Annotated in this window: 12 protein-coding genes; 2 read left to right on the forward strand and 10 right to left on the reverse strand. The window is 71.6% G+C overall.

Going from position 1 to position 13692, the window contains the following annotated elements:
• Window positions 1–91 precede the first annotated feature (91 nt).
• A complete protein-coding gene (locus ACZ42A_RS22720; RefSeq protein ID WP_468529073.1) occupies window positions 92–925 on the reverse strand; it encodes an NAD(P)H-binding protein in 834 nt (277 codons plus the stop codon).
• Window positions 926–1015: 90 nt separating this feature from the next.
• Between ACZ42A_RS22720 and ACZ42A_RS22725 the strand changes: the two genes are divergently transcribed.
• Window positions 1016–1912, forward strand: coding sequence for an AraC family transcriptional regulator (locus tag ACZ42A_RS22725; RefSeq protein WP_468529074.1), 897 nt, complete (start codon window positions 1016–1018; stop codon window positions 1910–1912).
• On the opposite strand, the gene ACZ42A_RS22730 is transcribed toward ACZ42A_RS22725, so the two are convergent.
• From ACZ42A_RS22730 to iolC, 9 genes are read right to left on the reverse strand one after another with little or no spacing between them, the layout of a single operon-like run.
• Window positions 1875–2744, reverse strand: a complete 870-nt coding sequence (locus tag ACZ42A_RS22730; protein WP_468529075.1) for a sugar phosphate isomerase/epimerase family protein — start codon at window positions 2742–2744, stop codon at window positions 1875–1877. The two genes, ACZ42A_RS22725 and ACZ42A_RS22730, sit on opposite strands and share 38 nt — an antisense overlap.
• Window positions 2741–3757, reverse strand: a complete 1017-nt coding sequence (locus ACZ42A_RS22735) for a Gfo/Idh/MocA family oxidoreductase (RefSeq protein WP_468529076.1) — start codon at window positions 3755–3757, stop codon at window positions 2741–2743. Before ACZ42A_RS22735 ends, ACZ42A_RS22730 begins: the two co-directional genes overlap by 4 nt.
• 13 nt (window positions 3758–3770) lie before the next feature.
• The gene (locus ACZ42A_RS22740; protein WP_468529077.1) at window positions 3771–5192 is read right to left on the reverse strand and encodes a sugar porter family MFS transporter; all 1422 of its coding nucleotides are present in this window, start codon (window positions 5190–5192) and stop codon (window positions 3771–3773) included.
• Between the two features lie 9 nt (window positions 5193–5201).
• Window positions 5202–6152: a TIM barrel protein gene (locus ACZ42A_RS22745; protein ID WP_468529078.1), complete on the reverse strand. Its 951-nt coding sequence runs from the start codon at window positions 6150–6152 to the stop codon at window positions 5202–5204.
• Window positions 6153–6182: 30 nt separating this feature from the next.
• Window positions 6183–7673, reverse strand: coding sequence for a CoA-acylating methylmalonate-semialdehyde dehydrogenase (locus ACZ42A_RS22750; RefSeq protein WP_468529079.1), 1491 nt, complete (start codon window positions 7671–7673; stop codon window positions 6183–6185).
• Window positions 7674–7686: 13 nt separating this feature from the next.
• The gene (iolD, locus tag ACZ42A_RS22755) at window positions 7687–9564 is read right to left on the reverse strand and encodes a 3D-(3,5/4)-trihydroxycyclohexane-1,2-dione acylhydrolase (decyclizing) (protein ID WP_468529080.1); all 1878 of its coding nucleotides are present in this window, start codon (window positions 9562–9564) and stop codon (window positions 7687–7689) included.
• A complete protein-coding gene (gene iolB / locus ACZ42A_RS22760) occupies window positions 9561–10442 on the reverse strand; it encodes a 5-deoxy-glucuronate isomerase (RefSeq protein WP_468529081.1) in 882 nt (293 codons plus the stop codon). Before iolB ends, iolD begins: the two co-directional genes overlap by 4 nt.
• Complete coding sequence (locus tag ACZ42A_RS22765) at window positions 10439–11311, reverse strand: Cgl0159 family (beta/alpha)8-fold protein (RefSeq protein ID WP_468529082.1); 873 nt, start codon at window positions 11309–11311, stop codon at window positions 10439–10441. The genes iolB and ACZ42A_RS22765 overlap by 4 nt, the downstream gene beginning before the upstream one ends.
• The gene (iolC, locus tag ACZ42A_RS22770) at window positions 11301–12254 is read right to left on the reverse strand and encodes a 5-dehydro-2-deoxygluconokinase (RefSeq protein ID WP_468529333.1); all 954 of its coding nucleotides are present in this window, start codon (window positions 12252–12254) and stop codon (window positions 11301–11303) included. Before iolC ends, ACZ42A_RS22765 begins: the two co-directional genes overlap by 11 nt.
• Before the next feature lie 239 nt (window positions 12255–12493).
• Between iolC and ACZ42A_RS22775 the strand changes: the two genes are divergently transcribed.
• Window positions 12494–13498 (forward strand): LacI family DNA-binding transcriptional regulator, encoded by a 1005-nt coding sequence (locus tag ACZ42A_RS22775; protein WP_468529334.1) that lies wholly within the window; start codon window positions 12494–12496, stop codon window positions 13496–13498.
• Window positions 13499–13692 lie beyond the last annotated feature (194 nt).

The following is a 13692-nucleotide window of genomic DNA, read 5'->3' on the forward strand; positions in this document are numbered from 1 at the left end:
CAACAACGGCTCAATCACCGCCCACGCGGCACCAGATATCTCCCCATCCCTCACAACCAGCCCAACGGTCAGATGATCGGAAAGACACCCCCTAGTCCCAGGCGCCCGCGGCCGCGGCCCGGGCGGCGTAGGTGGCGAAGTCGACGGGTTCGCGCCCCAGTACCTCCCGCACGCCGGTGGCGGGCTCGGCCAGGTACCCCGCGCGCATCCCCGCGAACATCGCGTCCAGCTCATGTGCGGTCTCCGCGGAGGCGCCCTCGGCGAGGAGTTCCGCCCGGTACTCCTCCGGCGTCAACTCCTGGTAGCCGATGGGCCGTCCCGCCGCCGCCGCGATCGTCGCGACGGCCGCCTCGAAGGTGAGCGCCCGGGGCCCCGAGAGGTCGTACACCCGCCCGTCGTGGCCGTCCGACATCAGGACGGCCGCGGCGACGTCGGCGACGTCCTGGGCGTCGACGAACGGCTCCGGCACGTCCCCCATCGGCAGGGCGAGGCGACCGGAGCGCAGCGGGGCCTGCCAGATGTCCTCGTCGAAGTTCTGGTCGAAGTTGTTCGGGCGCAGGATGGTCCACCGCACGCCCGAGTCGCGCACCGCCCGCTCGGCGGCGGCCATGCCCTGGAAGACCTCGGGCGGCATCTGCTCGATGCCGCGCCCGGACAGCGCCACGAAGCGGGAGACGCCCGCCTCGGTCGCGTGCTTCACGAAGAGCGGGGCCAGGGCCGGATCATGAGGGGCCAGGACGTAGACCGCAGACACCCCTTCGAGGGCGGCCGGCCAGGTGCGCTGGTCCGTCCAGTCGAACCGCACCGCGCCGGAACGGGACGCGGCCCGCACCGGTCTGCCCGCCGCCCGCAGGGTGCGGACGAGACGGCGGCCGATCTTGCCCGTCGAGCCGAGGACCAGGATTTCTTCCGTGTGTGTCGTCATGTCCGTCAGTCAACCGGTGCGGCCGATCACGGGACATGGCTCGCCGTCCGCCGGGCATGTCCGAACGTCCGGCCGGTTATCGTGAAGCGCGTGGATCCCTTGGACGATCTCCTTCAGGGTGTGCGTGCCGACGGTGCCGGCTTCGACCGGACGGAGCTGTCGCCGCCGTGGACGCTGCGGTTCACCGGCGAGGCGTCCCTGACGCTGTGCGCGCCGCTGCGCGGCGAGGTGTGGCTCTCCGCCGGAGACGACGGCCCGCCACGGCTGCTGAGGCCCGGTGACACCGCGATCGTGCGCGGCCCGGCCCCTTTCACCGCCGCCGACCGGCCGCCCACCGCCGACACCCCGCCGCCCGGCCGCACCGTGCTGCTGACGGGGACGTACCAGGTACGCGGCCAGGTCTCCGCGCGACTGCTCGGCGTCCTGCCGCCCCTGCTGGTGGTCCCCGGCACCGACGAATGCGCCTCGCTGTGCGACTTCCTGGACTCGGAGGCCGCCGACTGCCGTCCGGGGCGGCAGGTCGTCGTCGACCGCCTGCTGGACTGGCTGCTGGTCTGCACGCTGCGCGGCTGGTTCGACCACCCGGAGGCTCTGCCCCCGGCCTGGTTCCGGGCCTTGGGCGACGAGGTGACCGGACCCGCGCTCCGGGCGATGCACGAGGCGCCGGACCGGCCCTGGACGCTCGCCGCCCTGGCCGCCGAGGCGGGCGTGTCGCGTACGACGCTGGCCGGACGGTTCGCGCGGCAGGTCGGCAAGCCGCCGCTGACCTATCTGACCGACTGGCGGATGACCCTGGCCGCCGATCTGCTGACCGGGACCACCGCGACCGTCGCCGCGGTGGCCCGTCAGGTCGGCTACGCGGACGCCTTCGGCTTCAGCACGGCCTTCAAACGCGTCCACGGCGTCAGCCCGAGCGAATTCCGCAGAGCCTGCGCCGCCGACGGCTGCCTCACACCGTCAGCTCCTTCCGGATCCGCTCCAGCATGAACGCCGACGACTCCCGCGCCCGCTCCTCCCAGGCGAAGACGCAGGCGGTGGCCACGCCGTCGAAGCCCATCTCCCGGAGGGTGCCGAAGAAGGCGTCCCAGTCGACCTCGCCCTGGCCGATGTCCAGATGCTGGTGGATCCGGGCGGGCGTGCCGGGCGGGTTGAGGATGTAGCGCAGGCCCGAGGACCCCTTGTGGTTGAAGGAGTCCGCGATGTGCACGTGCCGGAGCCTGTCACCGGCGTAGCGCATCATCGCCGCGATGTCGGCACCCACCTCCTGCGCGCCGGAGAGATGGAAGGAGTGCGGCGCGCAGTAGAGATAGTTCACCCAGGGCTTGTCGATGGCCCGGACCAGATCGACCGCGGCGGTGTTCTCCTCGCAGAAGTCGTCCGGATGCGCCTCCAGGTTGAGCGCGATCCCCTCCCGCTCGAACACCGGCAGCAGCTCCTCCATCGAGCGCCAGAACGCCGCCTCGCTCTCCGCGGCCCGCTCGGGCCGGCCGTTGAACTCCGAGTTCATCAGCGGGCATTCCAGCTCGACGGTGATCTCGATCATCCGCTTCCAGTAGCGGACGGCGGCCTGCCGTTCGGCCTCGTCGGGCGACGACCACTTGTACAGCGGCAGCACGGACGAGAGCCGCACGCCGTGCGTCCGCAGCGACGTCTTCAGCTCCGCGATCCGCTCGTCGTCCGCCCGCGGGTGCAGGAAGAACGGCATGAAGTCGTCGCGCGGCGACAACTCGATGTACTCGTAGCCGAGTTCGGCGACCGTGCGCACCATGTCGTCCATCGGCAAGGCGCGGAACATGTACGGGTCGAGGGCGATCTTCACGCGGTGCCTCCGTAGAGGGTCGGGCGGGGCTTGAGATCCGTGGCGACGACGCGGCCCGACTCCAGGGCCTCGACCGTCGCGGCGGTGATGACGGTGGCGGCGTAACCGTCCCAGGCGGACGGCCCGGTGGGCTCCTCGCCGGCGGCCACACCCGCGATCCACTCGCGGAACTCGGTGTCGAAGGCGTCCCGGAAGCGGCCCACCCAGTCCGTCAGCACCTCCGTGCTGTGCCGGCCGGCGGTGCGCACGCCGACCGCCGCCGGGTCGGGCAGCCGGACGAGGCCCTCCTCGCCGACCGCCTCGCACTGGATGTCGTAGCCGTACTGGCAGTTGACGAAGACCTCCAGATCGATGCGGACGCCCTTCGCCGTCTCGAAGAGCATGATCTGCGGGTCCTTGAGATGCTCGAACCGCTTGCTCGTGGCGCGGGGGGTGACCACCTGGGTGGAGACGATCTCGTCGTCGAGCAGCCAGCGCAGCACGTCCACCTCGTGCACCGCCGTGTCCAGGGCGGCCATGGAGGAGGTGTACGACTCCGGCACGGTCGGATTGCGGTGGGCGCAGTGCACGATCAGCGGCTCACCGATCAGGCCGGAGTCGAGGACCTGCTTCATCTGCCGGTAGCCGGCGTCGTAGCGGCGCATGAAGCCGACCTGGACCAGACGGCGGCCATGGGCCGTCTCCGCCTCGACGATCCTCAGGCAGTCCTCGGCGGTGGTGGCGAGGGGCTTCTCGCAGAACACCGGTTTTCCGGCGGCGATCGCGTTCAGCACATGCTCGGCGTGGGTCGGGCCCCAGGACGTCACGAGGACGGCGTCCACGTCGTCGGCCGCGACCACGGCCGCGCCGTCGGGCAGCACCCGGGCGCCGACCGGGGCCGCCGCCTCCGCGGCGCGGGCGGCGTCGACGTCGGCGACCGCGGTCACCCGGGCGCCGGTGACGGTGTGGGTGAGGCGCTGGATGTGCTCCTTGCCGATCCAGCCGGCGCCGATGACGCCTACGCGTACAGTCATGATCGATTCCTAACTAGGAGAAGCGCGCCCGGAGTTCGGCTTCGAGAGTTTCGAGGGTGCGGCCCCGGGTCTCGGGGACATAGAGCTTGACGAAGGCGAGGGAGAAGATCCCGGCCACCACGAAGAGGAAGAAGGTGCCGGAGATCCCGATGCCGGAGACCAGCGACGGGAAGACCAGGCCGATGACGAAGTTCGTCAGCCACAGCACCACCGCCGCCACGCCCATCCCGAAGCCGCGCAGCCGCATCGGGAAGATCTCCGACAGCATCAGCCAGGTCACCGGCGAGATCGCCCCCTGCTGGAAGGCGAGGAACGTCACCGTCATCGCCAGCACCGCGAACGCCCGGCCCTCACCGGCGGGCAGCACCAGCGAGAAGACCCCGATCAGCAACAGGGCGCTGGTCGTGCCGAGCTGACCGGCCATCAGCATCGGGCGGCGATTCACCCGGCCCAGCAGCCAGATCCCGGCGAAGGTGGCCAGCACCGAGATCACGCCGTTGGCGATGTTCGCCGTGAGCGCGCTGTCCGAGGCGAAACCGGCGTCGGTGAGGATCTGCGTGCCGTAGTACATGATCGTGTTCACGCCGGTGATCTGCTGCACGATCGCGATGCCGAAGCCGACGAACATCAGCCTGCGCACCCACGGCACGGCCTTCATGTCCCGCCAGCCGCCGAGCTTCTCCTGCTCGTCCCTGACCGCCAGCGCGGACACCTCGCTCAGCTCGGCCTCCGCCCGCGCCTGTGAGCGGACCTGCCGCAGCACGGCGAGCGCGTCGGAGAAGCGGCTCTGCGAGGCCAGCCAGCGGGGGCTCTCCGGCATCACCAGCATCCCGAACCACAGCACCACGGCCGGCAGCGTCGCGATCACCAGCATCCACCGCCACACCCCGCCGGACTCCCCGCCCACCCGGGCGATCACGGCGTTCGAGGTGAAGGCCAGCAACTGCCCGCTGACGATCATCAGTTCGTTCCGGGTGACCAGCGCACCGCGCCGCTCGGCGGGGGAGATCTCCGCGAGGTACACCGGCACGGTCACCGACGCCCCGCCCACCGCGAGGCCCAGCACGAACCGCGCCACGACCATCACCGCGGTCGTCGGCGCGAGCGTGCAGCCGAGCGCGCCGACGAAGAACAGCACCGCGAGAGCGAGGATCGTACGGCGCCGGCCGCGCGCGTCCGACAGCCTGCCGCCGGCCACCGCGCCCAGCGCGGCTCCGAGCAGCAGCGAACTGGTGACCATGCCCTCGGTGACCGGGGTCAGCCCCAGGTCGTCGGTCATGTACGGCAGGGCGCCGTTGATGACGCCGGTGTCGTAGCCGAAGAGCAGTCCGCCGAAGGTGGCGATGAGCGTGATGACCCGCACCCGACGCCGCACCGAAGCCGGTGCGCTGTCGTGGAGAACGGGTGCCGTGGTCGCGTCGTCCCTGACGTCCATGGCCGCCTCCTACCGGTGGTCGCGGGGGCGTCGGGTTCCGGTGAGGCCGCAGCCGGCCAGGTGCTCACGGGTGCGTACGGCGATCGGCAGCGGCACGTCGGGAGCGCACGGGTACAGGTCCTGCTCGACGATCACGAACAACTCGGCGTCGAGCCGGGCGAGTTCGCCCACCACGTCCGCCGGGTCCGGCACCCCGGCGGGAGGCGAGACGCACACTCCGCGCTTGACGGCCTCGCCGAACGACAGGTTCTCGGCGGCGACCTGGGCGAGCACGGCCGGGTCCATCTGCTTGATGTGGACGTAGCCGACGCGCTCGCCGTAGCGGCGGATCAGGTCGAGGTTGTCGCCGCCGCCGTAGGCGACGTGGCCGGTGTCCAGACAGAGGTTGGTGTACCGGCTGTCGGACTCGTTCAGCAGCCGCTCGATCTCCGGCTGGGTCTGGATGTGGCTGTCGGCGTGCGGATGGACGACGAGGTGGATGCCGTACTCGTCGAGGAGGATCCGGCCCAGCCGGTCGGCGGCCCGGCCGAAGCCCGCCCACTGCTCGGCGGTCAGCTCGGGCGACTCGGTGTACGCGCCGGTCTTCTCGTCCCGGTACATCGGCGGGATGAGCACCAGGTGGCGGGCGTCCGCGGCGGCGGTCAGCTCGGCCACCTGCCGGACGTGGGCCAGCATCTCGTCCCAGGCCTCGGGCCGGTGCAGGGCGCCGAAGGCGGTGCCGCCGGAGACCTTCAGACCGCGCGCGTCCAGCTCGTCCTTCAGCCGGCGCGGGTCGGTGGGGAGGTAGCCGTACGGGCCGAGTTCCAGCCACTCGTAGCCGGCCTCGGCCAGCTCGTCGAGGAAGCGGGTGTACGACACCTGGTGCGGGTCCTCGGGGAACCACACGCCCCACGAGTCGGGGGCGGAACCGAGGCACAGATTGCCCGTGGTGGTGCGGAGCGGGGATGGCGCCGTTGCCATGGCGTGTCCTTAGTGGGGAGGGGACGGGGGTCAGTGGGAGGTGGGGAACGTGAACCCGGCGGCGACCTGCTGGGCGGGCCGAGGCCAGCGGGTGGTGACGACCTTGGGCCGGGTGTAGAAGCGGATGCCCTCGGGGCCGTGGATGGGGGAGTCCCCGATGAGGGAGTCCTTCCAGCCGCCGAAGGAGTAGTACGACATCGGCACGGGCACCGGCACGTTGACGCCGATCATCCCGACCTTCACCTGGCGCTGGAAGCGGCGGGCGGCCTCACCGGAGGCGGTGAACAGGGCGGTGCCGTTGCCGTAGGGGTTGGCGTTGACGAGCCCGATCGCGTCCTCGAGGGTGTCGACGCGGACGACCGCGAGGACCGGGCCGAAGAGTTCTTCCTTGTAGGCGTCCATCTCCGTGGTGACGTGGTCGAGGAGGGAGGGACCGGTGAAGAAGCCGTCCTCGTGGCCGTCGACCTTCAGCCCGCGCCCGTCGACGACGACCGCGGCACCCTGCGCGGCGGCCGTCCCGACGGCGCTCTCCACACGCTCCTGGGCCGCCTTCGTGACCAGCGGGCCCATCTCGACGCCCGGCGCGTCACCCGGACCGACCTTCACCTCGCGGGCCTTGCGCTCCAGCACCGCCACCAGTCCGTCGGCCGCCTCACCCACGGCCACCGCGACGGACACGGCCATACAGCGCTCGCCGGCCGAACCGTACGCGCCGGCCGTGATGTGGTTCGCCGCGAACTCCAGGTCGGCGTCCGGCAGGACCACGGCGTGGTTCTTGGCACCGCCGAGGGCCTGCACGCGCTTGCCCGCCGAGGTGGCCTTCTCGTGCACGTACTTGGCGATGGGCGTCGAGCCGACGAAGGAGACGGCCTCGATGCCGGGATGGGCGAGGAGCGCGTCGACCGCGTCCTTGCCGCCGTGTACGACGTTGAAGACACCGTTGGGCAGGCCGGCCTTCCGGTACAGCTCGGCGACGAAGTTCGCGGCCGACGGGTCACGCTCGCTGGGCTTGAGGACGAAGGTGTTGCCGGTCGCGATGGCGATCGGGTGCATCCACAGCGGCACCATGGCGGGGAAGTTGAAGGGTGTGACGCCGGCGACGACGCCGAGCGGCTGGCGGAAGTCGTGCACGTCGACGCCGCGCGAGACCTGGTCGGAGAAGGACCCCTTGAGGACGTCGCCAAGGCCGCAGGCGAACTCCACGACCTCCCGGCCGCGCACGATCTCGCCGCGGGCGTCGTCGACGGTCTTGCCGTGCTCGCCGGAGATGATCCGGGCCAGTTCCTCTTCGTGCTCGACGAGGAGCTGCCGGAAGGCGAACATCACCTGGGTGCGCTGGGTGAGGGACGACTCCGACCAGGTCTCGAAGGCGCGCGCGGCGGCGGTGACGGCCGCGTCCACGGCGTCGGACCCGCCGAGCACGACCCGGGCCTGCTCCTGCCCGGTGGCCGGGTTGAACACGGGCGCGGTCTTGGCGCCGGGGACGGACGCGCCGCCGATCCAGTGCTGAATGGTCTTCACGGAAGAGGTGTCCTTACAGGTAGTGCCGCTGGGTGAGCTTGTGGGCGGCGTACGTCTCGTACGCGGCCCGGGTGGAGTTGAGTGCCGAGGTCTGGCTGACGGGCACGTCCCACCAGCCGTGGCCGGGCGGATTGGGGCCGTACAGGTCGGTCTCGACGTGGACGACGGTGGTGCGGTCGGCGGCCTTGGCCTTCTCCATCGCGATGCGGAACTCGTCGACCGTGGTGGCGTGCAGGACGTCCGCGCCGAGCGAGGCGGCGTTGGCGGCGAGGTCGACGGGCAGGACGTCGCCGTCGAGGAGGCCCGAATCGCCGTCGCGGAAGCGGTACTTGGTGCCGAAGCGCTGTGAGCCGAGCGATTCCGACAGCGCGCCGATCGATGCGAAGCCATGGTTCTGGACGAGGACGACGATGACCTTCAGGCCCTCGGAGACCATGGTCACGATCTCCTGAGCCATCATCAGATACGAGCCGTCGCCGACGAGCACGACGACCTCGCGCGATGGATCGGCCATCTTGGCGCCGACACCGGCGGCGACCTCGTAGCCCATGCAGGAGTACGCGTACTCGACGTGGTAGGCCTTCGGATCCCGCGCCCGCCACAGCTGCTGCAGGTCGCCGGGCATGGAACCGGCCGCGTTGATGACGACGTCGCGGTCGCCGAGGACGTCGTTCAGCGCGCCGAGGATCTCCGTCTGGGCGGGGAGCGGCCCGTGGCCGACGGTGAAGCACCGGTCCTCGATCTCCCGGGTCCGGGCGATGAGTTCGCGGGTGCGGGCGCGGTGCTCGGGCGGGACCTGCCAGTCGGCCAGGGCTGTCGCCAGCGCCTCGATGCCGAGCCGGGCGTCCGCGATCAGCGGCTCCGCCGCGTGCTTGACCGCGTCCAGCCGGGCCACGTTGAGGTTGACGAAGGTGACGTCCGGGTTGCCGAAGACGGTGTGGCTCGCGGTGGTGAAGTCCGAGTAGCGGGTGCCGATGCCGAGGACCACGTCCGCCTCGCGCGCCAGCTCGTTCGCCGCGTACGAGCCGGTCGAGCCGATGCCGCCGACCGCGTACGGGTGGTCCCAGGGCACCGCGCCCTTGCCGGCGTGGGTGTCGGCGACCGGGATGCCGGTGGCCTCGGCGAAGGCGCGCAGCCGGGTCTCGGCACCGGAGTAGACGGCGCCGCCCCCGGCCACGATCAGCGGCTTCTTCGCCGTGCGGAGCAGCGCGGCGGCCCGCTCGACGGCGGCGGTCTCCGGCACCGGGCGGCCCACGTGCCAGACCCGGCGCCGGAAGAAGGAGACCGGCCAGTCGTACGCCTCGGCCTGCACGTCCTGCGGCAGCGCGAGCGTGACGGCGCCGGTCTCCACCGGGTCGGTCAGCACCCGCATCGCCGCCAGCGCGGCCGGGATCAGCTGCTCGGGGCGCGAGATCCGGTCGAAGTACTTCGACACGGCCCGGAAGGCGTCGTTGACGGTGACGTCCCCGCCCCGGGTGTCCTCCAACTGCTGCAGCACCGGATCGGCGGCCCGCGTGGCGAACATGTCGGACGGCAGCAACAGCACCGGCAGCCGGTTGGTCGTCGCCAGCGCCGCGCCCGTGATCATGTTCGTCGAACCGGGGCCGGTGGAGGCGGTGCACGCGAAGGTCGCGAGCCGGTCTCGCATCTTGGCGTACGCCACCGAGGCGTGCACCATGCCCTGCTCGTTGCGCGCCAAGTAGTAGGGCAGATCGGCCTCTTGGGTGACCGCGGCCTGGAGCAGCGCCTGCCCGATCCCGGCCACGTTGCCGTGCCCGAAGATGCCCCACACGCCGGGGATCAGCCGCTGCTCCTGTCCGTCCCGCTCGCTGTACTGGTGGGCCAGGAAGCGCACCAGGGCCTGCGCGGTGGTCAGTCGTACGGTGTTCATCGGTTCTCTCCGAATCGGTTCTCTCCGAAGGGAAGCCGGTCGTCGACGTCCTGGGACCGCCAGGTCGTGCGCACCCAGCCATGGGCGGGGTCGTCGCAGATCAGCCAGGCGCGGTCCTGGCCGGGACCGGCCATGACGTTGAGGTAGTAGAGGTCGTAGCCGGGCGCGGCGATCGAGGGGCCGTGCCAGCCGTGCGGGATCAGCACCGTGTCACCGGAGCGGACCTCGGCGAGCACATCGATGGGGCGGTCCTCGGTGCCGTAGACCCGCTGGTAGCCGAAGCCGTGCTCGCCGGCGACCTCGAAGTAGTAGATCTCCTCCAGCTCCGACTCCACGCCCGGCCGGGCCTCGTCGTGCTTGTGCGGCGGGTACGACGACCAGTTGCCGCCCGGCGTGAGCACCTCGCAGACCAGCAGCTGCTCGGCCTCGAACGTGCCGGGCAGGCAGTAGTTGTTGACCTGCCGCGAGCAGGCGCCGGCGCCACGCAGTTCGACCGGGACGTCCTCCTTGCGTCCGCACCGAGCGGGGAGGCCGCCCTGCTCGGTACGGGCGGAGGGCAGCGCGAACCTCCCGCCGGAGGCGCTGCGGATGACGGCCTCCGCCCCGCGCGGCAGATACGCGAAGTCGGTGACCGAGGCGAACACGTTCGCCCGGCCGTCGAGTTCGAAGGTCTCGCCGTCGACGGCGACCGTGCAGCCGCCGGCCAGCGGCAGGACCAGGAACTCGGACTCCCCGGTGGACAGGGTGTGCGCCGTCCCCGGCTCCAGGCTGAGGATCCTGAGTCCGGAGTGACCCCAGCCCGCCGATTCCGGCGTGACCAGGAGGTCGTACGGCCCCTTGGCCGAACTTCCCTTGGGGAGGTGGTACTTGGAGGTCACAGCAGGCTCACCGCCCGGTCCACGGCACCGGCGACATCGCCGTCCGAGGGATAGAGCAGGGACCGGCCGACGACCAGGCCCTGCGCGGTGGGGAGCTTGAGTGCCCTGCCCCAGGAGGCGAAGGCCGCGTCCGGGTCGGTGACCTCGCCGCCCAGCAGCAGGGCCGGGAGGGTGGAGGAGGCCAGGACGCGTTCCATGTCCGCCACGACGGGCAGCTTCAGCCAGGTGTAGGCGGTGCGGCGGCCGAGGCCCGAGGCGATGGTGATCGACGTGATGACGGCCTCGGGGGAGAGGTCGTTGCGGATCCTGCCGTCCTGCCAGACGGAGAGGAACGGCTCCACCATGGCGATGAGCTGCCGGTCGTTCAGCTCGTCGACCGCGCGGGCGGTGTTCTCCAGCACGGAGGGCGTGGCAGGGTCGTCGAGGGCGATCCGGGTCAGCATCTTGCCGCCGTCGAAGCCCATCGCGGCGATCGTCTCCGCGTCGTAGCCGGTGAACCGGTCGTCGATCTCGAAGACCGAACCGGCGAGCCCCGCGCGGTTCATGGAGCCGAAGACGCTCTTGCCGTCGAGGACGCCGAGGAGCAGCAGGTCTTCCAGGATGTCGGCGGTGGCCAGCACCCCGGTCACCCCGGGCCGCTCCAGCGCGACGCACAGGCGGTCGAGGAGTGCGCAGCGGTCGGCCATGGCGGTGGGGTCACCGCCAACGCCGTTGGCGCCGCGCGCCGGATGATCCGCGGCGATGATCATCGCCTTGCCGTGCTCGCCGAGCGGCGACGGGGCCCTGACCCGACGGGCGGCCGCCGCCGCGATGGCGCCGGGGTCGCCCACCCGGGCGTCCACGATGCGGGAGATCTTCTCAGACGGCATGGTTCACCTCGCGCAGCCTGGCCTCGACCTCGTCCTCGGTCGGCATGGCGTCGGCACAGGACAGCCGGCCCGCGACCAGCGCGCCGGCGACGTTGGCGAAGGACACCGTGCGGTGGGTGTCCCAGCCGGAGAGCAGGCCGTGGCAGAGCGCGCCGCCGAACGCGTCGCCGGCGCCCAGGCCGTTGACGACGTCCACCGGCACCGGCGGGACCTCGACGGGCGCACCGTCCCGGCCCATCGCCAGGACGCCCTTGGGGCCCTGCTTGACGACGGCGAGTTCCACCCCGGCGGCGAGCAGCGCCTTCGCGGCGGCGTACGGCTCCCGCTCACCGGTGGCCACCTCGCACTCGGCGAGGTTGCCGACGGCGACGGTGGTGTGCCGCAACGCCTCGGCGTAGTACGTCCGCGCGTCGGCCGGGTCGGCCCAGAACATCGGCCGCCAGTCGAGGTCGAAGACGGTGGTGCCCGCCTTGGCCCGGTGCGCGAGGGCGGCGAGGGTGGCCGAGCGGCTCGGCTCCTCGCTCAGTCCGGTGCCGGTGATCCAGAGGATCGCGGCGTCCCGCACCGCCCCCAAGTCCAGCTCACCAGGGCGTATGTCCAGGTCGGGTGCCTTGGGCTGCCGGTAGAAGTACAGCGGGAAGTCGTCCGGCGGGAAGATCTCGCAGAACGTCACCGGCGTCGGCGCGATGTCCGACGTACCGACGAACCGGGTGTCGACGCCGTAGCCGGCCAGGGCCGTGTGCACGAAGTCGCCGAACGGGTCGCGGCCGGTTTTGGTGATCACGGCGGCGGCGCGCCCGTACCGCGCCGCCGCGACGGCGACATTGGTCGGGCTGCCGCCGAGGTACTTGCCGAACGAGGTGACCTCCGCCAGCCCCACCCCGGTCTGGAGCGGATACACATCCACTCCGACGCGGCCCATGGTCAGCACTTCGAACGGCATCACGCTGGTGTCCCTTCGCTCCGGAAGATCCCGGGACGCGGTGGCGGAGAAGGTCCCGGGTGGGGCGGAAAATGATCGGCTGTCGCGCTCTACTAGCGCGCTCTAGTGCGAGTACGATGACCCCTGTCCAAATGTCATGTCAATAGCTTGTTGCCGGGGAGTTTCACGGCGGCCCGTAAGGTGGGGCCGCGTCGGAGGGTGGTTCACAGGTGGATGCATCGGGCAAGCAGCGGCCCACGATGGCGGACGTCGCCGAGCGGGCCGGGGTCTCCCGGGCGCTCGTGTCGATCGTGTTCCGCAATCAGCCGGGGGCGAGCGAGGAGACCCGGGAGCGGGTGCTCCGGGTGGCCGACGAGATCGGCTACCGCCCGGACAGCGCGGCCCGGCTGCTGGCCCGCGGGCGCAGCCGCACGCTCGGCGTGATGTTCACCGTGCACCAGACCTTCCACACCGACCTCATCGAGGCCATCTACCCCGAGGCCGAGCGGTACGGCTACGACGTGCTGCTCTCGGCGGCGGCCCAGGGCCGCAGCGAGACCAAGGCGGTCGAGGCGCTGCTCAGCCACCGCTGCGAGGCGGTGATCCTGCTCGGCCCCGACGCGGAGGCCGCGTACCTCGACGAACTCGGCGGCCGTACGGTGACCGTCTCGGTCAGCCGCCGCGTGCCCCGGGCGGCCCGCGTCGACTTCGTGCACAGCGCCGAGGGCAAGGGCGTACGGCAGGCCATGGACCACCTCGTCGAGCTGGGCCATCGCCGGATCGTGCACATCGACGGCGGCCGGGGCCCCGGCTCGGCCGAGCGGCGGCGCGCCTACCGGGCCGCGATGCGCCGGCACGGCCTGGCCGACGAGGCGCGGGTGCTCCCCGGCGACCACACCGAGCAGTCGGGCATCGACACCGGCCGACTGCTGCTGGCCGAACGCGACCGGGGGGCACCGCTGCCCACGGCGGTGCTGGCCGGCAACGACCGGTGTGCGATGGGCCTGTTGATGGCCCTGACCCGGGCGGGCGTCGAGGTGCCGCGGGACATGTCCGTCGTCGGCTACGACGACAGCCACCTCTCCCACCTCATGCCGATCGGCCTGACGACGGTCCGTCAGGACGCGCTGCTCATGGCCGAGCATGCGGTGCGGTTCGCCGTGGAGCGGCTGGAGAACGGCGCGTTGGCGCCGCGCGAGGCGGTGCTGGATCCCAAGCTGGTGGTGCGGGGGACGAGCGGGCCGGTGCCCCCGGCGGCGACCTGACACCGGTCGGCCGGGGCAGGCCGACGAGCACATCCTCCTGACGCGCGCACCTCCTGACGCGCACACCCTCTGACCGCCGGGGCGACATGTCGCCCCGGCGGCGCTGTCGTGTGCCCGGACATCTCTCTTCCCTCTTCTTGCCTCTTCGCGCAGACCCATTGACCTGTGCCGTCCGCATACCTAACCTCCGTCTC

The sequence above is a fragment of the Streptomyces sp. NPDC030838 genome (assembly GCF_055572035.1).

Excerpts from the sequence above, each read along its gene's own strand:
- iolC (WP_468529333.1), bottom strand. The coding sequence starts at position 12,254 with ATGCCGTTCGAAGTGCTGACCATGGGCCGCGTCGGAGTGGATGTGTAT.
- ACZ42A_RS22775 (WP_468529334.1), top strand. The coding sequence starts at position 12,494 with ATGGCGGACGTCGCCGAGCGGGCCGGGGTCTCCCGGGCGCTCGTGTCG.
- ACZ42A_RS22740 (WP_468529077.1), bottom strand. The coding sequence starts at position 5,192 with ATGGACGTCAGGGACGACGCGACCACGGCACCCGTTCTCCACGACAGC.
- ACZ42A_RS22720 (WP_468529073.1), bottom strand. The coding sequence starts at position 925 with ATGACGACACACACGGAAGAAATCCTGGTCCTCGGCTCGACGGGCAAG.
- iolD (WP_468529080.1), bottom strand. The coding sequence starts at position 9,564 with ATGAACACCGTACGACTGACCACCGCGCAGGCCCTGGTGCGCTTCCTG.
- ACZ42A_RS22765 (WP_468529082.1), bottom strand. The coding sequence starts at position 11,311 with ATGCCGTCTGAGAAGATCTCCCGCATCGTGGACGCCCGGGTGGGCGAC.
- ACZ42A_RS22735 (WP_468529076.1), bottom strand. The coding sequence starts at position 3,757 with ATGACTGTACGCGTAGGCGTCATCGGCGCCGGCTGGATCGGCAAGGAG.
- ACZ42A_RS22745 (WP_468529078.1), bottom strand. The coding sequence starts at position 6,152 with ATGGCAACGGCGCCATCCCCGCTCCGCACCACCACGGGCAATCTGTGC.